Here is a 26030-nt window from a genome sequence, read left to right on the forward strand (position 1 = left end):
GGCGTGACCATCCCGAGCGTGACGCCGCCGGCCCAGCCGGCCGCTATGACGCTAGAGGCGCGCCGCGTGGTGGCCGACGGCGCGGAGCGCGACGTGCCCCTGCGCCTCTATGTCGACAGCGTGCGCCAGAAACTCGAACGCAATGCCGTGCTGGGCGGCGCGCGCTTCTCGCCGCGCGAAGTGCGCATCGATCCCCTGGTCAGCGTGTCGCTGCGCAGCGACGGCAGCATCGACGACGTGACCATCCTGCGCTCCACCGGCCGCCCGGACATGGACGAGGCGGTACGCCGCTTCGTGCGCCTGAACGCACGCTACTCGGCCTTCCCGCCCAACGTGGCGGCGCGCTTCGACGTCATCGAGATCCGCCGCGTGTGGGCTTTTGCCGACGGTCTGAAGCTGATGGAAGAGATGCGCTAGACGCCTGTCCGCACTCCCGCGCCCTCCAACCCTTATCTTTGACGCGCGGCAAAGCCGGGCCTGATAGACGCCGTACGCTGAGTTGAACGACTCAAGTAATGCGTCTATTTTTGATAGGCAACAATCATGGCTGCGTTTTGTTCAGTTGCAATATCGGGTTGCGGAAACGCCTGGTGCACGTCCCGGCTGTCCATGCCGCTGCTGCGGCCACTTGCCCGGCTACTGCCCCGCTTGCTTACCCGGCGCCCGGCACTGCTGCCCTGTCTTGTCATCTCCTGCCTGTTGCTGCCCTTCCTGTCAGGCTGCGCCACCGGGCTTGGTTTCGCGTCCCATGCGGGTCCGGCCGGCGGCGGCGCCGCTCCACCTACCGAGCTCATAACTGAACAACTCATCCAGGCCGAGCAGCAGGCGAAAGCCGGCGCCGCGCGCCAGGATCTCACCCCCCTGTTCGTGGCGCAGCCGCCGCCGTACACCATCGGCCGCGGCGACATCCTGGCCATCGTGGTCTGGGACCATCCCGAGCTGGCCGCGGGTGGCATGAACACGGCCACTGCGCTGGCCGACGGCGGCGGGGCGGCGTCGAACGCGGCGCCGCCGGGCTTCGCCGTCGACCACCTGGGGCGCATCCAGTTCCCCCTGATCGGCCTCCTGAAGCTGGAGGGCCTGACCGAAGAGCGGGCGCGCGACCTGCTCACCCGGAAGCTCGCCCGCTACATCGCCCATCCCAACCTGACGCTGCGGGTCCAGGCCTATCGCAGCAAGCGCGTCTATATCGACGGCGAGGTGCGCACACCGGGCCTGCACCCGATCGACGACATTCCCATGACCCTGGTCGAGGCGCTCAACCGTGCCGGCGGCATGAACCCGACGGCCGACCAGAGCCGCATCGTCCTCGAGCGCGGCGAGCAGCGCTACACGGTCAACCTGCGCGAGCTGGTCCAGAAGGGCGTCAATCCCGGCGCCATCCTGCTCGAGCACGGCGACGTGGTGCGCGTCCATTCCCGCGACGAGAGCAAGGTGTTCGTCTCGGGCGAGGTGATCACGCCGCGGGCGCTGACCATGCACGACGGCCGCCTGACCCTCAACGAGGCGCTGGGCGAGACGGGCGGCATCAGCCCCCTGAGCGGCGATGCGCGCCAGGTCTACGTGGTGCGCAAGACGCCGGAGCGTACCCGCGTGTTCCGGCTCGACGCCCGGGCCAGCGGAGCGCTGGCGATGGCGGAATCCTTCGAGCTGCGCCCCAAGGATGTGGTGTACGTCGCCGCCTCGCCGCTGGCGAACTGGAACCGCCATCTCAGCCTGCTGTTCCCGGGCGCGCTGACCTCGGCCGTCGGCGTCACCACCCGGCCCTGAACGGAGGAGCCTCGCCATGACCACGCCGCACGACCCGCATCCTCGCCCCTTGAGCCACATCTACCACAGCCCGCCGGTACTCTCGGTGCCCTTCGATCCGCGCCCGCCCGAGCCAGTGCCAGAAGAGCCGAGCGTCGACCTCAAGGGCTATCTGAACACCCTGTAGCCGAGGCCCACGATGCCGATCACGGCGCTACGGTCTTGCAGCCGGGCCAGCAGCTGCTTCAGGTGGTCTGATTGGTTCTCGTCTCGCATGGATATCCTCGCCGGTGGCTTCAGAGTGATGGGTGGTCGGGTGTCGATCGCTTGCGCTCAGATGCGCTCGATTCGGAAAGGCACGAATTTTCTGTTCAGGCCGGCGCTCTCGGCGGTATGTTCCTCGGCCTCCGGGGCCGCTTGCGGGGCCTGGGGCACGTATTCGGCCACGATGGCCTTGACCATCGATTCGATGGTGCCGCGCTCGTGGGTTTCGCAAGCCATCATCAGGCAGGTGATGCAGGTCTCGAGCACGCTGGGACGCAGCGCGCTTTCCTTCATGCGCATGATGCGCGGATGCTCGCTGGGGAAGACCACGCCGTCGGTCAGCAGCTCCTCGTGCAGTTTCTCGCCCGGGAACAGGCCGACGAACTGGATCTCGATGTCGCCGCGCGGAATCTGCGGGTTGCGCTCGGTCAGGCCATGCATGGCAATCATGGTGCGGGCCAGGTCGACGATGCGCACCGGTTCGCCCATGTCCAGTACGAACACGTCGCCGCCCTTGGCCATGGCGCCGGCCTGGATCACGAGCTGGGCGGCTTCCGCGATCAGCATGAAATAGCGCGATACCTCGGGATGGGTGATCGTGACCGGGCCGCCGCGCGCGATCTGGCGCTGGAACAGCGGGATCACCGAGCCGGACGAACCGAGCACATTGCCGAAGCGGACCATGCAGAAGGTGGTGCCGGCGCCGCCGCGGGCCGCGGCGGCCTGGAAGATCAGCTCGGCGATGCGCTTGCTGGCCCCCATGATGTTGGTCGGACGCACCGCCTTGTCGCTGGAGATCAGCACGCAGGTGCGCACGGCATGGCGGGCGGCGCTGGCCGCGATCACCTGGGCGCCCAGCACGTTGTTGCGCAGCCCTTCGACGATGTTGGCTTCCACCAGGGGCACGTGCTTGTAGGCGGCTGCATGGTAGATGGTGTCGACCTTGCCCTCGCGCAGGATGCGGTCGACCAGGTCGGCATTGCAGACCGAGCCCAGGTGGGCCTGGATGGGCAGCTCGGGAAAGCGCGTGGCGAGCTCCTGGCGGATGGTGTACAGGGCGAATTCGGAGTGGTCCAGCAGGTGCAGGCGCGCCGGAGTCAGGGTGACGATCTGGCGGCACAGCTCGCTGCCGATGGAGCCGCCCGCGCCCGTCACCAGCACGCTCTTGCCGCGCACGCAGCGGGCGAACAGGTCCATCCGCGGCGGCACCGGCGGCCGGCCGAGGAGGTCTTCGAATTTCAGTTCGCGGATGGCTTCGCGCGGCGCGGCCTTGTCGCCGTCGAGGTCGACCAGCCGGCCGAGGATCTTGGCCGGCACGCCGGCCTGGCCGAGCCGCTGCATGATGTCGCGCACGCGTTCCGGGGCCGCCGTCGGCAGGGCAATGACGGTCGTGCGGATGCCCAGCTCGGGCGCCATCTCGGCCAGGCGGCCGGTCGGGAACACGCGCAGGCCGGCGATGGTGCGCTCATGCAGAGTGCGCTTGTCGTCGAAGAAGCACAGCGCGCGGTAGTCGTCGCTGTCGCGCAGGGCCTGGGCCAGCCGGGCCCCGGCCTCGCCGGCGCCGTAGATCGCCACCGGCACCGCCGTGCCGTTGCGGCTGCGGTAGGTCCGCAGCAGATTACGCAGGCCAATGCGGGAAACCACGACATATGAAAAGGCGATAAACCAGTAAATCGTGAGCGCACTGCGCGGAAAACTGATTTCGTTCAACGCCAGCAAGGCCAGGTAGGCGCAGAAAATCGCGATGGCCAGCGATAATCCGGACATGGTTAATAAGCGATGGTCGATAAAACGAATTACGGCCCGGTATAAATCGGCCATGGAAAAGGCAAGAACAGTCAGGGCGGCAATCAGGAAATAGGAGCCTGGCCCAAATTCCATAGCCAGTTTTAAATCCCCACCGCGCAATATCATGGCGATAAGAAAACAGAGCGGCAGCATTACCAGGTCTGCCGCGACCATCAGCGTCATCTTGGCCCTGCGGTTCATCTGTACCAGGCGCGCGCACAGCACGCTGAAAACTTTGCGGCTTTGAATGGACATGGTTATGGCTTTTCAGGTGAGTGAGCATGGCGCGCGCAATACGCTGCCTGCGTAATGCCCGCATTTACTCAAGGCTTTTCCTGATAAAAATAATGCCTCGATTAGACTTGACGTTTATTTGTAAGTTTATTATCTGGCTCGAATTGGACGCTGAGTTTGAGTTCACTCAACCGGGCCGGAGGAAATTCCCCGAATGTCTTCCAATTGGAAATAGGAAATTGGGAATTGGAAATATCTCAGAATAAGATTTCTAGTTGTTTATTTCTTATGGGAAGAAATTAAAAAGCTCGGGGAATGGAAGAGCTGGACGCGGAGCCGGACCAGTGGGGGAGAAATTGGAAAGGCAGTGGTTGCGGCCGAGGGGAGGGCCGCCGTACGGGCGGCTCGGGCTGCGAGGCTGCGGGAGTACAGGACTACAGGACTACAGGACTACAGTACAGGACTGCGGGACTGTGGCGTTGCGGGGGCTGCGGGGGGCACCGGGGCTTGGGACGCTGCAAGCCTACCCTGGTCGTGACTCGCGCTGCAATGGAAGCCGGCCGCAACCGCCAGGCGGATCGGCAATGTGGGCGCACGCGCCGGGAGTGTCCGGATGCAGGCCAGTGGGCCCGGCGGCCGGAATGCCGGCGCGCCGGCAGACGCCCAGGTGCAGGTGCCAGTCCCGGCGGCCACCGACGCCCGGGCGCCAGCGATACGCCGCAACCCAGGCGGCGTCGCGCCGGCGCCCAATGTGCGGCGCCTAAGCCCCGCCGCTGCGCCCCGGACGCGGCTGCGGCGCCATCGGCGGCACATCGATCCGTTCGTTCAGGCGCAGGAACTTGAAGCCCGCCAGCACCTGGCCGCGCTTGCCTTCCCTGGCGTTGCGCGCCTCGCGCTCGGCCGCGCGCGCCATGAAGGCGCCGAAGCTTTCTTCGCGCACCATCGGTTCCGCGGAATGCAGGAAGCGCCGCTCGCCGTCCGGGCCGAGCACCACCAGGCCCACGTGGGAGGCCCAGTACTCGCCGTCGCGGGTCGAGATCACATTCACGAAATCGCCTTCCTGCAGCTGGGCGGCGACGGTCGCCACCTGGTCCTTCGGCACATAGGCCTGGCGGCTGGTCTCGACCGGGATCTCGCGCACCGTGTTGTGGCGGGTGCGCAGGAAGCGCGCGCGGTCCACCTGCATGTCGTAGGTGGGACCGCCAGCGCCGGCCAGCTCGGCGCTGATGTCGGTGAGCAGCCAGCGGTTGGCCACGTTCCAGTCCATCTCGGTGTAGTGGTTGCGGGTGGCGACGCCGATCACGCCGTCGCGGTAGCGGATGCGCTGCAGCATCCAGAAGAATTCCTCCCACGATTGCGACAGCGCCATCGCATACGTGTGCTCGGCGAACACCACGCAATCGCTCTGCGCCAGGCTGAACAGCGGCAGCTGGTCGTGGATCTCGTAAGGAAATTCGCCCAGCAGGTGCAGGGAGTAGGGCTGGCCGATGTTCTTGCGGCCGATCGCCGCGATGCGCTTGCGCAGGTCCGGTTCGGCCTCGTGGATGTGGGCGATGTAGCGCCCCGCCTCCATCGGGCTCATCTGATAGATCTGCTTCTGCAGGATCTCCGCCAGGGACGGGGGAGCCGCAGGCGCGCTCGGAGTAAGGGGAGGGGAGGCGCAGCCGGCCAGGGCCGCGGCGGTAAGGAGCAGGGAGGCGAAACGCATGGCGAGGTCCCAAAGTGTGGTGAAAAAACATCACGCTACCCCTTCAAAAGGGATCGTAGGTAATGATTTTTTAGCATGTTCCCATAACTAGTGGAATGGTAGCGGTATGCAAGCGGTCTGCACAGGGGCTTGCAGCCAGGAAGCCGAATATGTACATTCCTCCAAGTTATATAACCGTTAACACAAGTCATTATTCCCTCATTGACGGATCATCAATACTCCAATGAGGGCAGCCTGTCGTCTGCCTTTGCAAGATCTATAGCACCCTTTCCAGGAGAGAGATGATGTTCAAACAGAAGCCGCTCGCCGCGGCGGTGTCGATGGCTGTGTGGAGCCTGGCGACGCTACCGGCCATGGCGCAGGAGATTCCGGCCGGAACCCAGATCCAGACGGTCGAAGTGACCGGTATCCGCGCATCGATGGCCAAGTCGCTGGCCGTGAAAAAAGATGCCTCCGCCAACGTCGAGGTGATCACCGCCGAAGACGTGGGCAAGATGCCGGACAAGAACCTGGCCGACTCGCTGCAGCGCCTGGCCGGCGTGGCGGTGCGCACCGACTACGACGAAGCCGAGAAGGTGTCGATGCGCGGCACCAACCCGGACATGTCCCTGATCATCTTCAACGGCCACGCCGTCTCCAGCGCCGACTGGTATGTCGCCGACCAGGCTTCGAGCTCGCGCTCGACCAGCCTGTCGCTGATGCCTTCGCACGTGCTGAACCAGGCCGTGGTCTACAAGACCTCGCAGGCCAACATCGTCGACGGCGGCCTGGCGGGCACCATCAACGTCACCACCCGCAAGCCGCTGTCGCAAAAAGAACGCGTCTCGGGCGTGGTCAGCGTGGGCGGAAGCTACGTCGACCTGGCCGACCGCTATGCGCCGGACCTGAACGGCTCCGTCACCTGGAAGAACGAAGCCAGTACCTTCGGCGTGATCGCCTCGCTGTTCGCCGAAAAGCGCTTCGTGCGCCGCGATTCCGTCTCGCGCTTCGCCTACGGCACCAGCAGCGGCTGGGACGTGATCAACACCGCGACCATGCTGGGCATCACCGACGCCTCGCTGGCCGGTACCGGCTACAAGGCCTCCGACCTGAACGGCGTGCGCATGCCGGGTTCGATGAGCTCGGAATTCGTGGAATCGGTGCGCGACCGCAAGGGCGGCATGATCGCGCTGCAGTTCAAGCCGAACAACGACCTCGAAGTGAACGTCACCGGCTTCCACTCCTCGCTGGACGCGGACAACCACGGCCGCCTGACCTCGAGCGCCATCTACTCGATGCTGCTGGGTAAGAACCACCCGCTGGGCGGCACCGGCGCCTCCGCGATCAACACCAATTCCAACGGCCAGCGCGTCTACGCCCAGATCCGCAATCCGGTGATCGTCAACGAGACCACGGTCTACGGCCACCAGCTGCGCGTGCTGAAGGCGGCCGACATCGTCTACCCGGACGGCACCACGCCCCAGTATGTCGGCAACTCGGAAGGCTTCTTCCGCGACGGCGCCAACGCCACCAGCTCCTTCCTCGACCTGGACGCCAAGTACCGCGTCAACGACGACCTGACCGTCAAGACCCTGCTGTCGGCCACCCGCGGCGTCGGCAAGACCGAACTCGACCAGGGCCTGACCCTGGCCCGCTACGGCACCGGCATCTCGTACGCGCTGGGCGGCCTGCACGATGCGCCTTACGTCAAGTACCACGGCGCCGGCAACAACCAGCCGGGCCTGAACCCGGACGGCAGCGGCTACCGCATCGTCGACCGCGCCGCGTCCGGTATCCGTACCGAGGACAAGGAGTGGAGCGCCCAGATCGACGCCGAGCACAAGCTGAACTTCGGCTGGGTGCAGTCGCTCGAGACCGGCGTGCGCATGTCCGAACACAAGCGCACCAGCGGCCGCTGGGGCCCGGCCTTCCGCGCCAGCCTGGTCAACGGCACCACCGGCGCGCTGATCGGCAATCCGGTGACCCCGACCGAGGGCTGGCAGCCGTATCCGGGCGATTTCGGCGCGGACCTGGGCGGCGGCTTCTGGGACAACTCCGGCTTCACCTATACCCGTGACGCGACCAAGGACTACATCGCCGCCAACACCAAGGAGACCACGCCGGAGTGGGAGCGCCGCGTCGGTTCCGAGATCGACATGAAGGAGCGCCAGGCCGCCGTCTACTGGATGGCGAATCTGGAGGCGGACCGCTGGTCGGGCAACGTCGGCCTGCGCTTTGTGCGCACCAACGTCAAGGCCAATATCGCCACCCCGATCAATCCGCGCAGCGCCTGCCTGCGCTCGGCGCCGGGCACGCCGGCCACCACCTGCGCCGCCTTCCCGGGCGCGATCACGAACGCGGGCGACGCCGTGGGCATCGCGGACGGCACGCCGTTCGATCCCCTGAGCGGCACGATGTACTACAAGACGCCGACCGACCGCCACTTCGACAACTGGCTGCCGAGCCTGAACCTGCGTTACGAGATCACCAAGGACATGATCGGCCGCTTCGGCGCCAGCCGCACCATCGGCCGCCAGAACTACAACGTGCTGGGCAGCGGCTTCGGCACCCCGACCTGCGACGCCCAAGGCTGCCGCGTGACCGGCCCGAATCCGGACATGGAGCCGCTGACCTCGGATAACGTCGACCTGTCCTGGGGCTGGTACTTCGCACCGCGTTCGGCCGTGTCGGTGAGCGTGTTCCACTCGAAGATCAACGGCTATCCGAAGACCGGCGCCACCGGCACCTCGACCATCGAGCTGACCGACCCGCGCGACAACACCGTCAAGGCCTTCGCGATCAACACCGCCTCGCAGCAGGGCGCGAAGATCCACGGAATCGAGGTCTCGTATGAGCAGCCGTTCGGCAAGACCAACTTCGGCTTCACCTCGAACGTCAGCCGCGCCAAGACCAAGGTCGACGACGGCCGTCCGATGGTCGGCGCCTCGGAATGGGCCGGCAACATCGGCCTGTACTACGAGGACGACAAGCTGTCGACCCGCCTGGTGGCCAACTACCGCGGCGAGTACGTGAACAGCAGCACCGCGCCGTCGCCGACCGCGAACAGCCAGGGCCTGTCGACCATCAACGGCATCCTGATGCCGACCGCGCCGACCTATGCCGACGGTGTGACCACGCTCGCATTCAACGCGAACTACTACATCACGCCGAACCTGGAACTCGCGTTCAGCGCGACCAACCTGACCAACGCCAAGCGCGCTCAGTACCGTTACAGCACGGAAGAGCAGCAGAAGCTGGACGTCAGTGGCCGCCAGTACTTCCTGAACCTGCGTTACAAGTTCTGATCGCCTGACGCGGCGCCGCAACGAGAGGGGAGCTTTGGCTCCCCTTTTTTCATTCTCCTGATCTGTTGCCTCGACGTTAAATCCGCTGTCATGCGGACGGCGTGTCGTCTGACAAACAAGTGTGCGCCACCTAACGGTCACGCAGCCGCTGCGCCATTATCATGAAGCCGTGTGAGTGAGGGACGTGCGATTCGGTTCTGCGTGTCCCGACACCTCAGCAGGTTAGCCGGTCGCCTCGAGGACCGGCACCAGAATTCGGGCCGGCGCAGCCACCAGGATGCGCCGGCCCTACAACGAAGCGGAGGTCGCCATGTCCGACGTGAAGCACCCACCGAAGCATCTGGTTCGCGAATACCTCGAGCGCCGCTCGCGCGATCCGAAACCGCCCCCAACCCCGGAGGAAATCCGGCGCCAGCTTGGCTGGGGCATGCTGATGCCTGCGGACCTCAAGATGGGCACCAACCGCTCGTAACATGCACGGCACGGTGGCGCGCAGCGAAGCGCGCCATGGCCGGCACTCTATTCCGCATACCATAGGAGGCATCATGACCCACAAGATCGGCAACAAGAACGAAGCCCAGCATCGCGGCAAGAAGGAAAGGCTCGAGATCAAGCGCGCGAACGTCGCACGCGAAGCCGTGCGCCAGGCCGAGGCCCGCGCCAAGTACCGCAACCAGCCCAAGGGGCAGGCTGCACGCGAGGCTGCCGCCTCCGCCTGATTCATCTTCGGTTCCGAAAAGCCCGCCCAGATGAGGCGGGCTTTTTTTGCCTGCTCTTTACCCGCAGCGCATACTCCTCGCCGCCGTTCGCCGCCTTCCCTTCGCGGCCGGCCGAATTCTTCGCCATTCGCCGCCCGCCGCCCGCCATTCGCCGAAAACCGCTTCCGCTGCCGTCCGGGCATCCGGTATCGTGCATCCAGTTCGATCACACACAGGGAGCAAGAACATGAATTCGGAAGACGCGTATCGGTTGCGCAAGCAGGTCGTATGGGGCCTGCTCCTGATCCTGGTGGGCGGCGCCGTGCTGCTCGACCGCATGGGCTACATGGACATCGAGTCGCTGTGGCGCTATTGGCCGCTGCTGCTGGTCGTCATCGGCATCAACCAGACGATCGGCTATCCGAGCCCGAAGGAATTCGGCGGCGGCCTGTGGCTGGTCTTCATCGGCCTGTGGCTGTTCGCCGTGTTCGAGAACCTGTTCGGCCTGACCTTCCGTAACAGCTGGCCGCTGTTCATCCTTGCCTGGGGCGTGAAGCTGGTGTTCCAGCCCTTCATCGCCCGCCGCTTCGCCAACAACCAATCGGGGAACCGTCATGAAAGATAATATCCAGCCGCGCAGCGGCATGACCAGCCAGGTGGTCCTGGGCTTCCTGGTGATCGCGATGGGACTGCTGTTCCTGCTCGATAACCTCGGCATCCTCGACATGCACCAGGCGGTCTCGTTCTGGCCCACGCTCTTCATCGTGGTCGGCACCGTCAAGCTGTGCGACACCGCCACGCCGGGCGGACGGCTGGTGGGCGGGATCCTGGTCGGCATCGGCGTGCTGCTCACCCTGGACCGCATGGACATCATCGACTTCAGCTGGCGCGCGGTGTGGCCGCTGGCCCTGATCGGCCTGGGCGCCCTGATGCTGGTGAAGGCGGCGCGCGGACGGCGCCTGGTGGCCGAAGGCGCGAAGGACGGCATCGCCGACGATATCATCGACAGCACCGCGATCATGGGCGGCTTCGAGCGCCGCGTCAGCAGCCAGGCGTTCCGCGGCGGCGAGATCACGGCGGTGATGGGCGGCTGCTCGCTCGACATGCGCGGCTGTGCGATCCAGCCCCAGGGGGAGGCGGTGATCAATGTCTTTGCCTTCTGGGGTGGAGTGACCATCAAGTGTCCGCCCGACTGGACCGTCATCCTGCAAGGCACCCCGATCCTGGGCGGCTTCGAGGACAAGACCATCCAGCCGCCGGACGGCGCCAGGCGCCTGGTCATTCGCGGCTACGCAATCATGGGTGGCGTGGAAGTGCGCAACTGATGGGCGAAGGCTTCTGGGCGCGGCGCAGCGCCGCGCTCTACCTGCTGGCCTGGCTGATGCTGGGCCTGCTGCTTTCCGGCCTGATCAAGGCGACCACCGGCGCGAGCATGCTCGCCAGCCTGCTGTTCGCGGTGCCCTTGAGCATGGTCTACGCCAGCGCCTGCGGCTTCTCGGCGTATTACCTGTGCCGCGCTTTTCCGCTGGCCGGCAAGCCGCTCGGATCGGTGCTGGCCGTGTTCTCGATCAGCGCGGTCACGGCTTCGGTGCTGTGGTGCGCGGCGGGCGCGGCCTGGGCGGGGGTGTGGCAGGCGCTGGCGCCGGACTGGGAAGCGGTGAGGATGTCGCGGCCCTTCGCGGCGGTGATGTTCGGGGTCGGCGTGCTGCTCTACGGGATGGCTGGCGCGGCGCACTATCTGGCGCTGGAATTCGAACGCGCCCGGCGCGCCGAGACGCGCGAGCTGGAACTCAAGCTGCTGGCCCAGGACGCGGAACTGCGCATGCTGCGCACCCAGATCGATCCGCACTTCCTGTTCAACAGCCTGAACTCCATCAGCGCGCTGACCGCCATCGATTCAAGCCGCGCCCGCGACATGACCCTGAAACTGGCGGGCTTCTTTCGCCATACCCTAGGACTGGAAGCGCACCGCAAGGTGGCGCTGGCGGACGAAGTAGCCCTGGTCGAGCAGTTCCTGGCGATCGAACAGGTGCGCTTCGGTCCGCGCCTCGGCTTCGCGAGCGAGATCGGTCCGGAGGCCGCGCGCTGCCTGCTGCCGCCGATGATCCTGCAGCCGCTGGTGGAGAACGCGGTCAAGCACGGCATCGGCCAGCGGCTGGAAGGCGGCGTCATCACCGTGAGCGCGCAACGGGCCGGCTCGCTGCTGCGCATCCGGGTCGAGAACGATGCCGACGACGATGCCAGGAACGCGGCCGGGACCGGCATCGGCCTGGTCAATGTGCGCCAGCGCCTGGCGGCGGCCTATGGCAGCGAAGCCAGCGTACACTGGGCGCGGGAACAACAATTATTCCGGGTAGACCTGGTGCTGCCCGCCGAAGCAGGCGACTGAGGGAGAGTGAGGAATGCGGGTATTGATCGTCGACGATGAACAGCTGGCGCGCATGCTGCTGCGCGAATTCCTGGCCGAGCACGCGGACATCGAGATCGTGGGCGAATGCGCGAACGGCTTCGAGGCCGTCAAGGCGATCGCCGAGCACGATCCGGACCTGGTCTTCCTCGACATCCAGATGCCCAAGCTGGACGGCTTCGAAGTGGTAGAGCTGGCCGGCAGCAAGCCGCACTATATCTTCGCCACGGCCTACGACCAGTTCGCGCTGCGCGCCTTCGAAGTCCACGCGATCGATTACCTGCTCAAGCCGTTTTCGCGCGAGCGCCTGGCCCAGGCGCTGGCCCATGTCCGGGCGCGCGCGCCGCAGGCGGCCCAGGTAGAGGCTGTGGTGGCCGAGGCGGCCCAGCGCCACGCGCCGCTGGAACGCATCCTGATCCGCGACGGCGCCCGGGTGCACGTGGTGGCGGCGGCAAGCATCGACTACATCGAGGCCCAGGACGACTATGTGCAGATCGCGGCGGAAGGAAAGCACTGGCTGAAGAACCAGCGCCTGTCGGAGCTGGAGGGCCAGCTGGATCCGGCTGCTTTCGTGCGTATCCACCGCTCCTACATCGTCAAGGTCGGCGCGATCGCGCGCATCGAGGCGGTCAGCAAGGACAACCATTGCGCCGTCCTGCACAGCGGGGCGCGCCTGCCGATCAGCCGCGGCAGCTACCCTAAAGTGCGCGAACGGCTCGGCTAGGCCGGCGCATCCAGTTCCCACCAGGCCGGCATCAGCGCGCGGATGCCCGGCTGGGCGAAGCGGTCGTCGATCAGCCAGACCACGCCGCGGTCGCTCTCGGTGCGGATCACGCGGCCGGCCGCCTGCACCACCTTCTGGATGCCGGGATAGAGATAGGTGTAGTCGTAGCCGGCGCCGAACAGCTTCTGCATGCGTTCGCGCAGCTGCTCGTTGACCGGGTTCACCTGCGGCAGGCCGAGAGTGGCGACAAAGGCGCCGATCAGGCGTTCGCCCGGCAGGTCCACGCCCTCGCCGAAGGCGCCGCCCAATACCGCGAAGCCCACGCCGGCGCCGCCGGGCACGAAGCGGTCCAGGAAAGCCTGGCGCTCGGCCTCGCTCATGCGCCGCTCCTGGCGCCAGGCCGGGACCTCCGGATGCTTGTCGGCCAGCTCGGCCGCCACCTGGTCGAGGTAATCGAAGCTGCTGAAGAAAGCCAGGTAATTGCCGGCCTGTTCGCGGTACTGGCGCGCGATCAGGTCGGCGATGGGGCCGACGGAGGCCTTGCGGTGCTGGTAGCGCGTCGAGATCGTGCTGGCGAAGTGCACCTGGAGCTGGTGGGCCTGAAAGGGCGATTCGACGTCGACCCAGGCGGTGTCCGCCGGCATGCCGAGCAGGTCGCAGAAGTAATGCCAGGGGCTGAGGGTGGCCGAGAACAGGGTGGTCGAGTGGGCGAAGGCGAAGCGCGGGCCGAGGAAGGGTGCGGGCACCACGTTGCGGATGCAGATCGTCGAATCCCGCAGTGTCGAACCAGCGCCGTCGCGCGCCAGGTCGCACAGCGAATGCTCGCCGAAGGATTCGGCCAAGCGCACGAAGGCGAGGGCGTCGAAGTGGAAGCGCTGCAGGTCGGGATCGAGCGGTCCGGGGAATTCGGCCAGGTAGTCGTTAACGGCGCTGCCGGCGTTCTGCAGGGCGTTGACCAGCTTTTCCGGCACGCCGTCCAGCACCTGGTAGGGCGCGGCGGCGCCGCAATCGACATCGGTCCAGGCGCGGCCGACCTTCTCCAGCGCTTTCTTGAGCACCGGCGGGGCGCCGGCGCGGGCGCTGCGCAGCAGGCCGCGGCTGATCTCGGCCGTGTACATGGAGCGTGCGCGCGATACCATGTTATGCGCCTCGTCGACCAGGACGCTGAGCTTCCAGCCATTGTTCAGGCCCAGCGCGTACAGCATGGCGCCGCCGTCGAAGTAGTAATTGTAGTCGCCGACCAGCAGGTCGGACCAGCGCGCCATCTCGCTGCCGAGGTAGTAGGGACAGACTTCGTGGCGCGCGGCCACCTCGCGCAGCGCCTGCTGGTCCAGCATCGGCACGATGGCGGCATCGGCGCGCGCGGCCGGCAGGCGGTCGTAGAAGCCCTTGGCCAGCGGGCAGGAATCGCCATGGCAGGCCTTGTCCGGATGCTCGCACAGCTTGTCGCGCGCGGTCAGTTCCAGCACCCGCAAGGGCAGGCCTTTTGGTCCGGCGCCCAGACTGGCGGCGGCGTGCAGGGCCAGCTGGCGTCCGGGCGTCTTTGCGGCCAGGAAGAAGGCCTTGTCGATGCCTTGCTGCGGCATGGCTTTCAGCACCGGGAACAGGCTGCCCACGGTCTTGCCGATGCCGGTCGGGGCCTGGGCCAGCAGGCAGCGCCTGCCGGCATTGGCGCGGTAGACACTTTCCGCAAGCTGGCGCTGGCCGGGACGGAAGTCGGCATGCGGAAAGCGCAGCTCGCCCAGGGCGGTGTCGCGTGCGGTTCGGTGTGCCGCTTCGCTGGCGGCCCAGCTCGAAAAGCGTTCGCACAGCTGCTCGAAGTGCTCGCGCAGCCAGTCCGCGTCGCGGCTTTCGCGCAGCACGGTCTCAATCCCGCTGCCGATGTCGTAGTAGACCAGGGCCAGGTTCACGCGCTCCATGCCCAGTTCGACGCACATCAGGTGGCCGTAGACGCGCAGCTGGGCCCAGTGCAGGTGGCGGTGGTTGTCGGGGATGGAATCGACCTTGCCGCGGTGGGTCTTGATCTCTTCGATCAGGTTCTCGTCCGGATCGTAGCCGTCGGCGCGGCCGCGCACGGTCAGCTCCTTCCACTGGCCGGACAGCGCGACCTCGCTGCGGTAATTGCCGCCGCGCCGGGACGCGACCACCGCATGGCCGGCGATGCCTTCCTGGGCGCTGGGGGAGGGCGTGAAGCGCAGGTCGAGGTCGCCCTGCTTGGCGGTGAACTCGCACAGGGCGCGCACCGCGATCGTGTAGTTGGCAACACCGGTCAAGCGGCCTGCTCCCATTGCAGGTAGCACACCGCCACCGGCATGTCATGGGCCGCGCAGTAGTCGATCCAGCGCAGCTGGTTGTCCTGCAGGCGGTCGCCCGGGCCCTTCACCTCGATCATCGTATAGCGGCCTTCGCGCGGCCAGAACTGGATCAGGTCCGGAAAGCCGCTGCGGTTGGTCTTGACGTCGGCCAGGATGCGCTCGCACCAGCGGCGCAGATGGCTGGCCGGGATGCAGGCCAGGGCCAGGTCGAGCAGTTCCGGCGTGAGCGCGTCCCAGTACACGAAGGGCGTGCTGATGCCGAACTTCTCGGCGTAGTTGCGGCGAATCGTGTCCTGGTAGCGTCCGTCCTCGAGTTCGGCCAGGCAGGCCGCGAATTCGCTTGCCCGGCGCTGGTGGAAGTCCAGGCTGTGCAGGTCCGCCGGGCCGCGGTGGAAGGGGTGGAAAAAGGCGCCGGGAATGGCCGCGAACACGGCGCGCCAGCACAGCAGGCCGAACAGGGAATTGGCGAGCGCGTTCTCGACATAGAACACGGGCGCCTCCTCGAGCGCCAGATGGTCGCGCACCACGCCTTCGACCCACCAGTCATCAAGGGGGAGAGGCAGGCACAGGTCGATGCGCCTGACCGCCTGGCTGCGGCGTGGCGCAAGCTTGGCGTGGCCCAGCTTGCGCGCCAGGCGCGGGGCGATGCGCGCCAGCTGCTGGCGCTCGGCCTCGCTCTCGGGCGCGGCCTGGGCAGCCGAGAGGAGCTCGTAGGCCAGGTCGAAGCGCTCGTGCTTTTCCAGCACACGGATGGCGCGGCCGCGCGCGCCCGGGAAGCGGCAGCGCGCATACACGCCGTAGGCCTTGTCCCAGTCCTTCAGCTTTTCGTAGTGCTGGCCGATCTGGAACAGGAGCTTTTCGCGGCGGCTGTCCAGCCAGTCGTTGTCGAAGGCGTGCCAGGGCAGGTCTTCCACCACGTCGTCGAGCGGCTCGCCTGCCGCGAATCGCTCCTTGCAGGCATGGAGCTGCAGGTAATGGTCGACGTCGCGGCGCTGGCGGAAGCCGCGCGAATCCGGCGAGAACTCGACCTGCTCGTAGCGGAACAGGCCGAGGTCGGATAGCACGAATTCGGTCCAGTCCTGGTGCAGGTTGCCGAAGAAGATCAGGCGCAGGCGGTCGCACAGGGGCTTGACCAGGATGCGCAGCGCCAGGTCGGGGCAATCCTTGTACCAGTGCGAGAAAGGCAGGCTGTCGGCGCAGGCTTCGCGCAAGGCCTCGAGCTGTTCGGCCTTGCGCGCGTTCTTCACGCGCAGCCGGGACCCGAAGGCTTCGAGGATCTCGGGCTTGGACAGCAGGTCGAACAGCTCGTCGAGGGTGAGCTCGGGATCGGCCACGACCCAGCCCGTGCCCAGCAAATGACCGGCGGCCTCGACCGGGCAGCCGATCTCGGCGTAGTTCAGCTTACTGGCGCGGAACAGCTCGCCCTTGCGCATGACCATGCGCACGAACAGCGCGCGCGCATTGCGCGGCAAGACGGGGAAAGCGGCCAGGAAAGCGTGCTCGTCCTCGTCCAGCAGATCGCCATAGCGTTCGCCGATCCAGTCGAGGACGCGCTGGAAGTTGTCCAGATAATAAAACTCGTTTTCCAGAACCCTGATCATGACGGAACGCCTTACTGTGCTTATGTACAGTATAACGTTCCGCGCAGCGAAGACCCAGCAGTTTCGCCCTGTTAAGACCAGGACGCGGGCTTTTTACCACGCACCGGGGCTCAATCCCGGGCGCGGGCTTCCTCCTCGCGTGCTTCCGCGTGGCCGTTGGCGTGCACGATGACGGCCGAGATCAGGGCGACGTCGCTGTCCACCGGCGCCTCGGCCTGTTTTGGCGGCGCTGCCGTGCGTGCGGGACGCGTTGCCGGACGCGCGGCGGGCGGGCGCGGCTTTGCCGCCGCCACCGCCTTCGGCCGCGCAGCCTGGATCGCGAGGGCAGCCTTCGGCGCAGGGAGACGCTGTTCCGGAGCCGGTTCCGGCGGAGGCGCGGCCATTCGCGGGCCCTCCAGCAGGCGCAGCGGCGGCGGCGGGGGAGGCGGTTCGTCGATGAGGGCGGCGGCGCCCGGCTGGTGTGGCGCTGGCGCCGTCACCGGGTGCGGCGCCTCGGGAACGGCGGCCTGGGCCAGCATCGGCTGCGGCTTGCCGTTGTCGGCGGCCAGCCAGGCCAGCGTGCCCGTAAGGGCGACCGCGAGCATGGCGCCCGCGCCATAGCCGATCCTGCGCAGCAGCCTGCGTCCGCCCTGGCGGCGCGCGGGATCGCGTTCCAGCTTGGCCAGGATGCTGTCTTCACCGTGGCGGCTGGCGCCTGGCCTGGATGCCGACATCAGGTTGGGGCGCGTGGAGGTGGCTTGATTTTCGTCTGAAGGACGCACGGCAGTACTCCTAAGATGGGCTTTCCTGGTTCTGATTAGAAACAATTTAGGGAGTCCTGATGCTGATCTTCCAGGTCTTCGACAAGGGCGTGATGGACGATGCCGAAGGGCGCCAGATCGACTTCCGCAACACCATCATCATCCTGACCTCGAACGCCGGCTCGAGCCAGCTGATGCAGGCCTGCCTGAACAAGCCGGCCAACGAATTGCCGACGCCGGAGCAGCTGTCCGAGCTGCTGCGCCCGGCCCTGATGAAGCATTTCAAGCCGGCCTTCCTGGGCCGCCTGAGCGTGGTGCCTTTCTATCCGATCCGCGACGAGGTGCTGTCCAACATCATCCGCCTCAAGCTGGACCGCATCGCCGGCCGCGTCATGGACAACCACCGCGCCGGCTTCGAGTACGACGATGCACTGGTGGCGGCGGTCCTGAACCGCTGCACCGAGGTCGATTCCGGCGCGCGCAGCGTCGACAATGTCCTGAACGGCAGCTTGATGCCCGAGATCGCCGACAGCGTGCTGGCGCGCATGGCCGAAGGCGGCGGCATCGCGCGCGTGAAGGTCAGCGCGACCAAGGCGGGCAAGTTCAAGTACACCGTCGAACCGTCATAAGGAGGCGTCCATGCTCAACATCGAGGCGCTCCTGGCGCCCATCGGCCCCGACGATCCCTGTGGCGAAGACCTGGCCTTCTCGCCGGAAGTCGACGAGATCGCGCGCGCCCGCCTGGCCGACGATCCATCGCTGGAGCAGGGCGCCTGGGTCACCGCGCTCAAGGAAGCGGACTGGAAGTTCGTGGGCAAGCGCTGCGCGCTGCTGGTCGAGGCGCGCAGCAAGGACTTGCAGCTGGCCGTCTGGCTGGCCGAGGCCAGCGCCAAGACCGGCGGCCTGCGCGGCCTGGCCGACGGCCTGCGCCTGGTGGCGGCCCTGTGCGAGCGTTACTGGGACGGCCTGCATCCGCGCGCCGACGAGGATGGCTTCGAGCGCCGCATCGGCAGCCTGGCCTGGATCGCGGCGCGCATCTCGCCCCTGGCGAAGGGCGTGCCGGTGCTGGAAAGCGGCGCCACCCTGATGCAATGGGAAGCCGCCCACGGCCGCGACGGCGAGGCGGCGGCCCAGCTGGAGACGGCGCGCACGCGGACTCCGGCCAAGTTCTCCGAGGCGTTGGCCCAGGATGCCGAGGCCTGCATCGCGGCGCTGGACGAGCTGGAACGGGTGGTCGACGAACGCCTTGGCGCGGACGGCCCCAGCTTCAGCGTGGCGCGCGCGGTGCTGGCCGATGTGAAGGACTTCGCCACGCCGGCGGCGGCGGCGCCACGCCAGGGACAGGAGCTGGCCCCGGCTTCGGGAACCGCCATCGTGCGCTCGGCCGCGCCGCTGCTGCTGGCCGAAGGACCCCTGCAGCACCGGGACCAGGCGCTGGCCCAGTTGCGGCAGGTGGCCGAGTTCTTCCGGCGCACCGAGCCGCACAGTCCGGTGGCCTACCTGGCGGAAAAGGCCGCGCGCTGGGGCGAACAGCCGCTGCATGCGTGGCTGCGCTCGGTCATCAAGGATGATGCCTCACTGGCGAGGCTGGAAGACTTGCTCGGTATCGAGCAGATAGACTGAAAGAATATTTCACCGGGCCCGGCCTGGTGAAATATTCTTTCAGCGAGTGCGGCTTAGCCTGCCTTGGCTTCGCCGCCGGCCTGGCCCATGCCGGGCTGCACCATCGAACTGGCGCGCTCGAACTGGGCCTCGACGGTCTGCACGGCCTGGCGGGTGGCCTGGGTCACCTGCTCATAGCCCTTGAAGGCATTGTCGATCGCTGCCTTCATGATCTCGACCGCGTTTTCCGAGCCTGGCTTGACGTTTTCCGTCAGGTCGTAGATCAGTGCGGACAAGGTGCTCTTCGCCTCGGCCACGTGCGAGTCGGCCGCGTGGCGGAAATCGTCGTGCATCTCGTCGATGATGGCCTTCAGCTGGGCGCGGTATTCGCTGGCATTGGCCACGCCCGGCTGCATGCGCGCGGCCAGGGCCTGCACCGCCGCCTTCGGATCCGTGGCCTGGGCCATATTGCGTCCGGTTTCCAGCGTACTCGCTACCGAATCCTTGGCGGCGCTCATATTCAGCGCCACCACTTGTTCCACGCCCTTGACCGTCTTGCTGGCCAGGGCGTTAAAGGTCTGCATCTGGAGTTCGAACAGGGTCTTGGTGGCGTTGGCGAACTGTTCCGGGCTGGTAAACATAGTGTCTCCTCAGTGAATGCTCAGTGAAATGAGTCGGAAGCGCTGCGCGTCTTGCGGGCATTACTCACTGCATTATTTAGCAACAATACGTTTTTCGCAATGCGCGTCCCGGTACGGACCGCTTGCCTTGACCCAGCCTTCGCCGAGCGGCGTCTGGGAACAGGCGAGGGCGCCATTGAGCGTGCTGCGCCATTGGTAATAGGGCGCGGGCGCGGCGACGGCCATGTGCGAGAACAAGACGAGGGCCGCGAGCGAGGCGGCGATCCGAGTGGAGATCATGGTCCGCCCAGCTTAACCGTACTATGAGGCAAGTCAAGCAAAGGCTTGACCTTCCCATCATGGGAAGGTGTATTCTTCGCCGGGATACAACAGGAGAGCACCATGAACCACTGCCAGACTTCGTCCTCCGCATTGAATATCGGCGACGCCGCGCGCGCATCCGGCGTCTCGGCCAAGATGATCCGCCACTACGAATCGATCGGCCTGATCGGCGCCGCGCGCCGCACCGAGGCCGGCTACCGCGTGTACACCGGCCAGGACGTGCGCGTGCTGCAGTTCGTCCACCGCGGCCGTGCGCTGGGCTTTTCGCTGGACCAGATCCGCGACCTGCTGGCGCTGTGGCAGGACAAGGGCCGGGCCAGCGCCGACGTGCGGGCGCTGGCCCAGACCCATATCGACGAGCTGAACCGCAAGATCGCGGAAATGGAAGCGATGCGCCGCACGCTGGAATCGCTGGCCGCCTCCTGCCACGGCGATGCGCGCTCGGACTGCCCGATCCTGGACGATCTCGCCGCCAGCTAGCCTGTCCAGCAAGCGGGCATTATTTTCCGTACACTAAGTGTCCGGATTATTTTTACTTACTGACATGCTCATCGACCTCAAAGGAATGGCGGCGGAATTTCCGACGGCCTGGAAATCGACGATCTTCGGCAAGGTGGCCAGCGCCAACCTGAAAGTATTGCGGATGGATGAATGCGCTTATGACGCGGAGACGCACGATTATGCCGAAGCCCTGATCGTGCTGGACGGATGCATGCACCTGTCGATCGCGGACCGCACGGTGACGGTGAAGGCCGGCGAAGTGTTCGTCGTGCCGCCCGGCCTCCACCATGGCGTGGCGCCGGGAAGCCATGGAACCCTGTTGATCGTCGATCCCTCCGCCGCTGCTTGAGTGAAGAGGGCAGGTAAACGCAAAACGCCGTAACCCTCTGAGAAAGGCTACGGCGTTTTGCGGAACAAACGTTCAATTCGGTAGAGTTTGGTGCCCACGGAGGGACTCGAACCCCCACACCTCGCGGCACATGGACCTGAACCATGCGCGTCTACCAATTCCGCCACGTGGGCACTGATACTGCATCAACTCAAATTGCTTACAACTAGGTAGCTTTTGGTGCCCACGGAGGGACTCGAACCCCCACACCTCGCGGCACATGGACCTGAACCATGCGCGTCTACCAATTCCGCCACGTGGGCATAACAAACAACATTCACTACCTGAGTCAGCTTTTGGTGCCCACGGAGGGACTCGAACCCCCACACCTCGCGGCACATGGACCTGAACCATGCGCGTCTACCAATTCCGCCACGTGGGCACTGCACTTGCTAACTCTGCTACAATATCAGGTCTTGTCATTTTTCGCTAGATCAACTTTCGTCGATCACCGCGTTGAATCCCACCTGCTACTGCTGCGTTCTTCGCTGCGACCTTGCAGTCGTTGCTGAAGAGACCGAGATTATAGCGGATGAATTTCAAAAGTCAAAGACCCTCGCGAGCGCTGCAAGCGCGTACGCTTGGGTGAATCGCGTTAGGCGAATCGCGCGGACCTCCGTTACACTACGCCTGCCAAGGTGTCAATGAAAACCACGGCGCCTCCTAGACCATGTTCAGGCGCCATTATCACTAAGAAAAAGAACCGATTTGAAGCAACCTACTCATACCATTCCAAGCCGCGAGGAAATCCTCGCCGTCTTTCGCGACGCCCCCGAGCCGCTGGATGCGGCTGCGCTGGCGCGCGCCCTGAAGGTCAAGCCCGCCGCCCAGGAAGTGCTCGGACGCCGCCTCAACGCCATGGAGCGTGACGGCCAGATCCGCGCCGACCGCCAGTCCGGCACCTATATGCTGACCGATCACACCGGCTTCGTGGCCGGCCGTGTCAGCGCGCACCGCGACGGGTATGGGTTCGTGATTCCCGACGAAGGCGGCGACGATCTGTTCCTCTCCGACCGCGAAATGCAGAAAGTGCTGCATGGCGACAAGGTGATGGCGCGCGTGACCGGCACCGACCGCCGCGGCCGTCCGGAAGGCACGATCGTCGAGGTGGTCGAGCGCGCCAACACCCACGTGATCGGCCGCCTGCTGAATGAAGGCGGCGTCTGGATCGTCTCCCCGGAAGACCAGCGCATCAGCCAGGACATCCTGGTGTCCGGCTCGCCGGGCAAGGCCAAGGCGGGGCAGGTGGTCAGCGTCGAGCTGATCGAGCAGCCGGGCCGCTTCCAGCAGCCCACCGGCCGCATCGCCGAAGTGCTCGGCGAACTGGACGACCCGGGCATGGAGATCGAGATCGCCGTGCGCAAGTTCGGCGTGCCGCACGTGTTCTCGGCGGCCGCGCAGAAGCAGGCCGCCAGGCTGCCGAACGAAGTCATCGAGGCCGACCTGGCCGACCGCGTCGACCTGCGCGACGTGCCGCTGGTGACCATCGACGGCGAAGACGCGCGCGACTTCGACGATGCGGTCTACTGCGAACCGGTCAAGATCGGCCGCGCCAAGGGCTACCGCCTGCTGGTGGCGATCGCCGACGTCAGCCATTACGTGAAGCCGAACGATTCCTTGGACGCCGATGCGATCGAGCGCAGCACCTCGGTCTATTTCCCGCGCCGCGTGATTCCGATGCTGCCGGAGAAGCTCTCCAACGGCCTGTGCTCGCTGAATCCGGCCGTGGACCGCTGCTGCCTGGTGTGCGACATGGTCGTCACCGTCGATGGCGAAGTCACGGCCTACCAGTTCTATCCGGCCGTGATGCACTCGGCCGCGCGCCTGACCTATAACGAAGTGGCCGAGATCCTCGGCAACACCAACGGTCCGGAAGCCCAGCGCCGCCTGAATGTGGTGCCGCACCTGCTGAACCTGAACGAGGTCTTCCGCGCGCTGCTGAAGGCGCGCCAGGAACGCGGCGCGATCGACTTCGAGACCACTGAAACCTATATCGTCTGCAACCCGCTGGGCAAGATCGAAAAGATCATCCCGCGCACCCGCAACGACGCGCACCGCCTGATCGAGGAATGCATGCTGGCCGCCAACGTGTGCGCCGCCGACTTCCTGATCCGCCACAAGCACCCCGGCACCTTCCGCATCCACGCGATCCCGACCGAGGAAAAGCTGAACCAGCTGCGCACCTTCCTCAAGCAGGTGGGCCTGAACCTGGGCGGCGGCAGCAAGCCGACCGCGCGCGACTACGCCGAAGTGATGCAGCAGATTAAGGAGCGCCCTGACGCGGCCCTGCTGCAGACCATGCTGCTGCGCTCGATGCAGCAGGCGGTCTACAGCCCGGACAATGTCGGCCACTTCGGCCTGGCCTACGAGGCCTATGCGCACTTCACCAGCCCGATCCGCCGCTACCCGGACCTGCTGACCCACCGCGCCATCAAGGCCCTCCTGCAGGGCAAGCGCTACGACCCGAAGGGCATCGAGCTGGGCAAGCTGAATACGACCTTGTCGAATTCCGCGCGCAAGCAGGCCGCCAAGGACAAGGCCGAGGGCAAGCAGAAAGCCGAGAAAGACCTGACGGTCTGGGACGCGCTGGGCGTGCACTGCTCGGCCAACGAGCGCCGCGCCGACGAAGCCTCGCGCGACGTCGAGAACTGGCTGAAGTGCTACTTCATGCAGAACAAGCTGGGCGAGGAATTCACCGGCACCGTGTCCGGCGTCACCCCGTTCGGCATCTTCGTCACCCTCGACGAGCTGTACGTCGAGGGCCTGGTGCACGTGACGGAACTTGGCCAGGACTACTTCCAGTACGACGACGCGCGCCACGAGCTGCGCGGCGACCGCACCGGCAAGCGCTACCAGCTGACCGACCGCGTGACCGTCAAGGTGGCGCGCGTGGACCTGGAAGCGCGCAAGATCGACCTAGTGCTGGGCGAGTCCGCACCGGAGGCCGTCCCGACGCCGCTCGAGCGCGCGCGCCAGGCGGCCCAGGAAGCGATGGAGCCGAAGCCGCCCAAGTCGCGCAAGGCGCGCGCCAAGGCGCAGGCGGGCGAGCTCCTGAGCGCTGGGGCGCCAGCGCCCGTGTTTGAGGAAGAGGCCGAGGAAGAAGACGTTGTCTTCGTACCGCCGCCGCGCCGTCAGCGCACCGCCGTCAAGACCGCCGCGAAAGCGCCTGTGAAGGCGCCGGCGAAAACGGCCGCGAAGGGCGCGGCCAAGGTCGCAGCCAAGAAACCAGCAGCAAAAAAGAGCGCCGCCAAACAAGGCGCACAAGGTGTATCCAAAGCGGCCAAGACCGCATCCAAAACTAGCAAAAAGAAGTAACGAATGAAAAACAAAATGATTTTCGGGTTCCACGCGGTGACCTCGCGGCTGCGCCATGAGGCTTCGTCGGTGGAAGAAATCTTTGTCGACGCCGAGCGCAACGACCGCCGCATGCAGGACCTGATCGCCAACGCCAAGGCGGCCGGCGTGCGCGTCATGCCGGTGGAGCCTTCGCGCCTCGACAAGATCACCGGCACCCGCCGCCACCAGGGCGTGATCGCCTTCGCCAGCCAGCTGGCGCTGGCGCGCAACCTGGACGAGCTGCTGGATGCGATCGAGGGTCCGCCGCTGCTGCTGATCCTGGACGGCATCACCGACCCGCACAACCTGGGCGCCTGCCTGCGCGTGGCCGACGGCGTCGGCGCGCATGCGGTGATCGTGCCGAAGGACCGGGCGGTCGGCCTGAACGCGACCGCCGCCAAGGTGGCCAGCGGCGCGGCCGAGACCGTGCCTTACATCACCGTCACGAACCTGGCGCGCACCATGCGCGAGCTGAAGGAGCGCGACATCCTCCTGATCGGCACCTCGGACGATGCGGACAAGGGGCTGTACCAGGCCGACTTCACCGGGCCGGCGGCGCTGGTCATGGGGTCGGAAGGCGAGGGCATGCGCCGTCTCACGCGCGAGACCTGCGATGTGCTGGTGAGCATTCCGATGATGGGTTCCGTGGAGAGCCTGAACGTGTCGGTGGCCTCGGGTGTATGCCTGTATGAGGCGCGTCGCCAGAGGATGGCGCGGGAAGGCTGAGCGGATTGGCTTTATAGGTCTGCTGAGGAACTTGGGTCCCTGCCTTCGCGGGGATGACGTTGGTGAATACGCGTCGAAATCAACTGAGCGATTTCGGACAAGTACTTCAGAACGTCATCCCCGCGAAGGCGGGGACCCAAGTCCGTTGCACAGCCCTGGCGCACCCACCGCCCACAACTCTACAATCCGTATTGACCCCACATAAGCAAGCCACCCCAACATACGCTACCATGTTTGTGGACTTGCACCGGTACCCCATTATGTTTCCCAAGTTGCGCGAAGATATCAAGAGCATCATCGAACGCGATCCCGCCGCCCGCAATGGCTGGGAGGTGCTCACCTGCTATCCGGGCCTCCACGCGGTCATCATGCACAGCTGGGCGCACGCCTGCTGGAAGATGAACCTGAAGTGGCTCGGCCGCTTCATCTCCTACATCGCCCGCGTCATCACCGGCATCGAGATCCACCCCGGCGCCGTCATCGGCCGCCGCGTCTTCATCGACCACGGCTTCGGCGTGGTGATCGGCGAAACCGCCGTGGTCGGCGACGACTGCACCATCTACCAGGGCGTGACCCTGGGCGGCACCACGCTCACCGCCGGCACCAAGCGCCATCCGACCCTGGAGCGCGGCGTGATCGTCGGCGCCGGGGCCCAGGTGCTGGGCGCCTTCACCGTGGGCGAATACGCCAAGGTCGGCTCCAACGCCGTGGTCGTCAAGCCGGTGCCATCGGGCGCCACCGCGGTCGGCAACCCGGCCCACATCATCCGCAAGGAAGACCAGTCGCGCAGCGCGCGCATGTTCGCCGCCTATGGCGTCACGCCCAACGGCGACGACCCGCTGTCCAAGGCGCTGCGCAACCTGATCGACCACGTCGCCCGCCAGGACGAGCAGATCGAGCGCATGGCGGCCTCCATGAAAGCCGCCGGCCTGTGCTGTCCGAACATGAAGGAGGGTGATAAACTCGATTCGGAACAACTGAACCGACTGGTTGACTAAGGATA

23 protein-coding genes, 3 tRNA genes and 1 pseudogene are annotated in these 26030 nt (G+C 66.1%); 17 read left to right on the plus strand and 10 right to left on the minus strand.

Going from position 1 to position 26030, the window contains the following annotated elements; genetic code table 11:
• From J8847_RS06770 to J8847_RS06780, 3 genes are all read left to right on the plus strand, one after another.
• Nucleotides 1–417, plus strand: a 417-nt coding sequence (locus J8847_RS06770) for a TonB family protein (protein ID WP_211523932.1), incomplete at its 5' end; no start/stop codon positions are given.
• 231 nt (nucleotides 418–648) lie between these two features.
• The gene (locus tag J8847_RS06775; RefSeq protein ID WP_229429926.1) at nucleotides 649–1770 is read left to right on the plus strand and encodes a polysaccharide biosynthesis/export family protein; all 1122 of its coding nucleotides are present in this window, start codon (nucleotides 649–651) and stop codon (nucleotides 1768–1770) included.
• A gap of 16 nt (nucleotides 1771–1786) precedes the next feature.
• Nucleotides 1787–1936, plus strand: a complete 150-nt coding sequence (locus J8847_RS06780; protein WP_211523934.1) for a hypothetical protein — start codon at nucleotides 1787–1789, stop codon at nucleotides 1934–1936.
• A 146-nt stretch (nucleotides 1937–2082) separates the two neighbouring features.
• Here J8847_RS06780 and J8847_RS06785 read toward each other — a convergent pair whose 3' ends face one another.
• Both J8847_RS06785 and J8847_RS06790 read right to left on the minus strand, forming a co-directional pair.
• Nucleotides 2083–3780 (minus strand): nucleoside-diphosphate sugar epimerase/dehydratase, encoded by a 1698-nt coding sequence (locus J8847_RS06785; protein ID WP_229512590.1) that lies wholly within the window; start codon nucleotides 3778–3780, stop codon nucleotides 2083–2085.
• A gap of 1015 nt (nucleotides 3781–4795) precedes the next feature.
• Entirely contained in the window at nucleotides 4796–5743 is a 948-nt protein-coding gene (locus J8847_RS06790; protein ID WP_211523935.1) for an N-acetylmuramoyl-L-alanine amidase-like domain-containing protein, read from the minus strand.
• A 281-nt stretch (nucleotides 5744–6024) separates the two neighbouring features.
• Between J8847_RS06790 and J8847_RS06795 the strand changes: the two genes are divergently transcribed.
• The 7 genes from J8847_RS06795 to J8847_RS06825 all read left to right on the plus strand — a co-directional run bounded on the left by J8847_RS06795 (nucleotide 6025) and on the right by J8847_RS06825 (nucleotide 12856).
• Entirely contained in the window at nucleotides 6025–9027 is a 3003-nt protein-coding gene (locus J8847_RS06795) for a TonB-dependent receptor (protein WP_229512592.1), read from the plus strand.
• Between the two features lie 310 nt (nucleotides 9028–9337).
• Complete coding sequence (locus J8847_RS06800) at nucleotides 9338–9499, plus strand: hypothetical protein (protein ID WP_169444569.1); 162 nt, start codon at nucleotides 9338–9340, stop codon at nucleotides 9497–9499.
• A 73-nt stretch (nucleotides 9500–9572) separates the two neighbouring features.
• Nucleotides 9573–9746: a hypothetical protein gene (locus tag J8847_RS06805; protein ID WP_211523936.1), complete on the plus strand. Its 174-nt coding sequence runs from the start codon at nucleotides 9573–9575 to the stop codon at nucleotides 9744–9746.
• A 226-nt stretch (nucleotides 9747–9972) separates the two neighbouring features.
• Nucleotides 9973–10350, plus strand: a complete 378-nt coding sequence (locus J8847_RS06810) for a LiaI-LiaF-like domain-containing protein (protein ID WP_211523937.1) — start codon at nucleotides 9973–9975, stop codon at nucleotides 10348–10350.
• Nucleotides 10340–11050: a LiaI-LiaF-like domain-containing protein gene (locus J8847_RS06815; RefSeq protein ID WP_211523938.1), complete on the plus strand. Its 711-nt coding sequence runs from the start codon at nucleotides 10340–10342 to the stop codon at nucleotides 11048–11050. Before J8847_RS06810 ends, J8847_RS06815 begins: the two co-directional genes overlap by 11 nt.
• Complete coding sequence (locus J8847_RS06820; protein WP_211523939.1) at nucleotides 11050–12114, plus strand: sensor histidine kinase; 1065 nt, start codon at nucleotides 11050–11052, stop codon at nucleotides 12112–12114. Before J8847_RS06815 ends, J8847_RS06820 begins: the two co-directional genes overlap by 1 nt.
• A gap of 13 nt (nucleotides 12115–12127) precedes the next feature.
• Nucleotides 12128–12856, plus strand: coding sequence for a LytTR family DNA-binding domain-containing protein (locus J8847_RS06825; protein WP_211523940.1), 729 nt, complete (start codon nucleotides 12128–12130; stop codon nucleotides 12854–12856).
• On the opposite strand, the gene J8847_RS06830 is transcribed toward J8847_RS06825, so the two are convergent.
• From J8847_RS06830 to J8847_RS06840, 3 genes are all read right to left on the minus strand, one after another.
• Nucleotides 12853–15144, minus strand: a complete 2292-nt coding sequence (locus J8847_RS06830) for an ATP-dependent DNA helicase (protein WP_211523941.1) — start codon at nucleotides 15142–15144, stop codon at nucleotides 12853–12855. The genes J8847_RS06825 and J8847_RS06830 overlap by 4 nt on opposite strands.
• Entirely contained in the window at nucleotides 15126–16772 is a 1647-nt protein-coding gene (locus J8847_RS06835) for a VRR-NUC domain-containing protein (protein ID WP_211523942.1), read from the minus strand. The genes J8847_RS06830 and J8847_RS06835 overlap by 19 nt, the downstream gene beginning before the upstream one ends.
• A 110-nt stretch (nucleotides 16773–16882) precedes the next feature.
• A complete protein-coding gene (locus J8847_RS06840) occupies nucleotides 16883–17533 on the minus strand; it encodes a hypothetical protein (protein WP_211523943.1) in 651 nt (216 codons plus the stop codon).
• Nucleotides 17534–17586: 53 nt separating this feature from the next.
• On the opposite strand from J8847_RS06840, the pseudogene J8847_RS06845 reads away from it, so the two are divergent.
• Nucleotides 17587–18141, plus strand: a pseudogene (locus tag J8847_RS06845) (AAA family ATPase); the annotation flags it as partial.
• 10 nt (nucleotides 18142–18151) lie between these two features.
• Nucleotides 18152–19135 (plus strand): type VI secretion system protein TssA, encoded by a 984-nt coding sequence (gene tssA, locus J8847_RS06850; RefSeq protein ID WP_211523944.1) that lies wholly within the window; start codon nucleotides 18152–18154, stop codon nucleotides 19133–19135.
• A 53-nt stretch (nucleotides 19136–19188) separates the two neighbouring features.
• Here tssA and phaP read toward each other — a convergent pair whose 3' ends face one another.
• Together phaP and J8847_RS06860 are read right to left on the minus strand one after the other, a co-directional pair.
• Nucleotides 19189–19755, minus strand: coding sequence for a TIGR01841 family phasin (gene phaP / locus J8847_RS06855; RefSeq protein WP_211523945.1), 567 nt, complete (start codon nucleotides 19753–19755; stop codon nucleotides 19189–19191).
• Nucleotides 19756–19827: 72 nt separating this feature from the next.
• Complete coding sequence (locus J8847_RS06860) at nucleotides 19828–20034, minus strand: hypothetical protein (RefSeq protein WP_211523946.1); 207 nt, start codon at nucleotides 20032–20034, stop codon at nucleotides 19828–19830.
• 102 nt (nucleotides 20035–20136) lie between these two features.
• Between J8847_RS06860 and cueR the strand changes: the two genes are divergently transcribed.
• A complete protein-coding gene (gene cueR / locus J8847_RS06865; RefSeq protein ID WP_307727504.1) occupies nucleotides 20137–20556 on the plus strand; it encodes a Cu(I)-responsive transcriptional regulator in 420 nt (139 codons plus the stop codon).
• 64 nt (nucleotides 20557–20620) lie between these two features.
• A complete protein-coding gene (locus J8847_RS06870) occupies nucleotides 20621–20926 on the plus strand; it encodes a cupin domain-containing protein (protein ID WP_211523947.1) in 306 nt (101 codons plus the stop codon).
• An 88-nt stretch (nucleotides 20927–21014) separates the two neighbouring features.
• Here the strand turns inward: J8847_RS06870 and J8847_RS06875 are convergent.
• The 3 genes from J8847_RS06875 to J8847_RS06885 all read right to left on the minus strand — a co-directional run bounded on the left by J8847_RS06875 (nucleotide 21015) and on the right by J8847_RS06885 (nucleotide 21347).
• Nucleotides 21015–21099, minus strand: a tRNA-Leu gene (locus J8847_RS06875).
• Nucleotides 21100–21143: 44 nt separating this feature from the next.
• Nucleotides 21144–21228: transfer RNA gene (locus tag J8847_RS06880), tRNA-Leu, on the minus strand.
• Between the two features lie 34 nt (nucleotides 21229–21262).
• Nucleotides 21263–21347: transfer RNA gene (locus tag J8847_RS06885), tRNA-Leu, on the minus strand.
• Nucleotides 21348–21673: 326 nt separating this feature from the next.
• Between J8847_RS06885 and rnr the strand changes: the two genes are divergently transcribed.
• The 3 genes from rnr (at nucleotide 21674) to cysE (ending at nucleotide 26025) form a co-directional block, all read left to right on the plus strand.
• On the plus strand, nucleotides 21674–24280 hold the full coding sequence (rnr, locus tag J8847_RS06890; protein WP_211523948.1) for a ribonuclease R: 2607 nt from the start codon (nucleotides 21674–21676) through the stop codon (nucleotides 24278–24280).
• A gap of 3 nt (nucleotides 24281–24283) precedes the next feature.
• On the plus strand, nucleotides 24284–25027 hold the full coding sequence (gene rlmB, locus J8847_RS06895; protein WP_211523949.1) for a 23S rRNA (guanosine(2251)-2'-O)-methyltransferase RlmB: 744 nt from the start codon (nucleotides 24284–24286) through the stop codon (nucleotides 25025–25027).
• A gap of 260 nt (nucleotides 25028–25287) precedes the next feature.
• Nucleotides 25288–26025, plus strand: coding sequence for a serine O-acetyltransferase (cysE, locus tag J8847_RS06900; RefSeq protein WP_211523950.1), 738 nt, complete (start codon nucleotides 25288–25290; stop codon nucleotides 26023–26025).
• Nucleotides 26026–26030 lie beyond the last annotated feature (5 nt).

Source organism: Massilia sp. AB1, assembly GCF_018119385.1.
Taxonomy (GTDB): domain Bacteria; phylum Pseudomonadota; class Gammaproteobacteria; order Burkholderiales; family Burkholderiaceae_D; genus Telluria.

Bases quoted from the DNA above. Each gene is read 5' to 3' on its own strand.
- J8847_RS06780 (WP_211523934.1), top strand. From the start codon at position 1,787: ATGACCACGCCGCACGACCCGCATCCTCGCCCCTTGAGCCACATCTAC.
- J8847_RS06785 (WP_229512590.1), bottom strand. From the start codon at position 3,780: ATGTCCGGATTATCGCTGGCCATCGCGATTTTCTGCGCCTACCTGGCC.
- J8847_RS06790 (WP_211523935.1), bottom strand. From the start codon at position 5,743: ATGCGTTTCGCCTCCCTGCTCCTTACCGCCGCGGCCCTGGCCGGCTGC.
- J8847_RS06795 (WP_229512592.1), top strand. From the start codon at position 6,025: ATGATGTTCAAACAGAAGCCGCTCGCCGCGGCGGTGTCGATGGCTGTG.
- J8847_RS06800 (WP_169444569.1), top strand. From the start codon at position 9,338: ATGTCCGACGTGAAGCACCCACCGAAGCATCTGGTTCGCGAATACCTC.
- J8847_RS06805 (WP_211523936.1), top strand. From the start codon at position 9,573: ATGACCCACAAGATCGGCAACAAGAACGAAGCCCAGCATCGCGGCAAG.
- J8847_RS06810 (WP_211523937.1), top strand. From the start codon at position 9,973: ATGAATTCGGAAGACGCGTATCGGTTGCGCAAGCAGGTCGTATGGGGC.
- J8847_RS06815 (WP_211523938.1), top strand. From the start codon at position 10,340: ATGAAAGATAATATCCAGCCGCGCAGCGGCATGACCAGCCAGGTGGTC.
- J8847_RS06820 (WP_211523939.1), top strand. From the start codon at position 11,050: ATGGGCGAAGGCTTCTGGGCGCGGCGCAGCGCCGCGCTCTACCTGCTG.
- J8847_RS06825 (WP_211523940.1), top strand. From the start codon at position 12,128: ATGCGGGTATTGATCGTCGACGATGAACAGCTGGCGCGCATGCTGCTG.
- J8847_RS06830 (WP_211523941.1), bottom strand. From the start codon at position 15,144: ATGGGAGCAGGCCGCTTGACCGGTGTTGCCAACTACACGATCGCGGTG.
- J8847_RS06835 (WP_211523942.1), bottom strand. From the start codon at position 16,772: ATGATCAGGGTTCTGGAAAACGAGTTTTATTATCTGGACAACTTCCAG.
- tssA (WP_211523944.1), top strand. From the start codon at position 18,152: ATGCTCAACATCGAGGCGCTCCTGGCGCCCATCGGCCCCGACGATCCC.
- phaP (WP_211523945.1), bottom strand. From the start codon at position 19,755: ATGTTTACCAGCCCGGAACAGTTCGCCAACGCCACCAAGACCCTGTTC.
- J8847_RS06860 (WP_211523946.1), bottom strand. From the start codon at position 20,034: ATGATCTCCACTCGGATCGCCGCCTCGCTCGCGGCCCTCGTCTTGTTC.
- cueR (WP_307727504.1), top strand. From the start codon at position 20,137: ATGAACCACTGCCAGACTTCGTCCTCCGCATTGAATATCGGCGACGCC.
- J8847_RS06870 (WP_211523947.1), top strand. From the start codon at position 20,621: ATGCTCATCGACCTCAAAGGAATGGCGGCGGAATTTCCGACGGCCTGG.
- rlmB (WP_211523949.1), top strand. From the start codon at position 24,284: ATGAAAAACAAAATGATTTTCGGGTTCCACGCGGTGACCTCGCGGCTG.
- cysE (WP_211523950.1), top strand. From the start codon at position 25,288: ATGTTTCCCAAGTTGCGCGAAGATATCAAGAGCATCATCGAACGCGAT.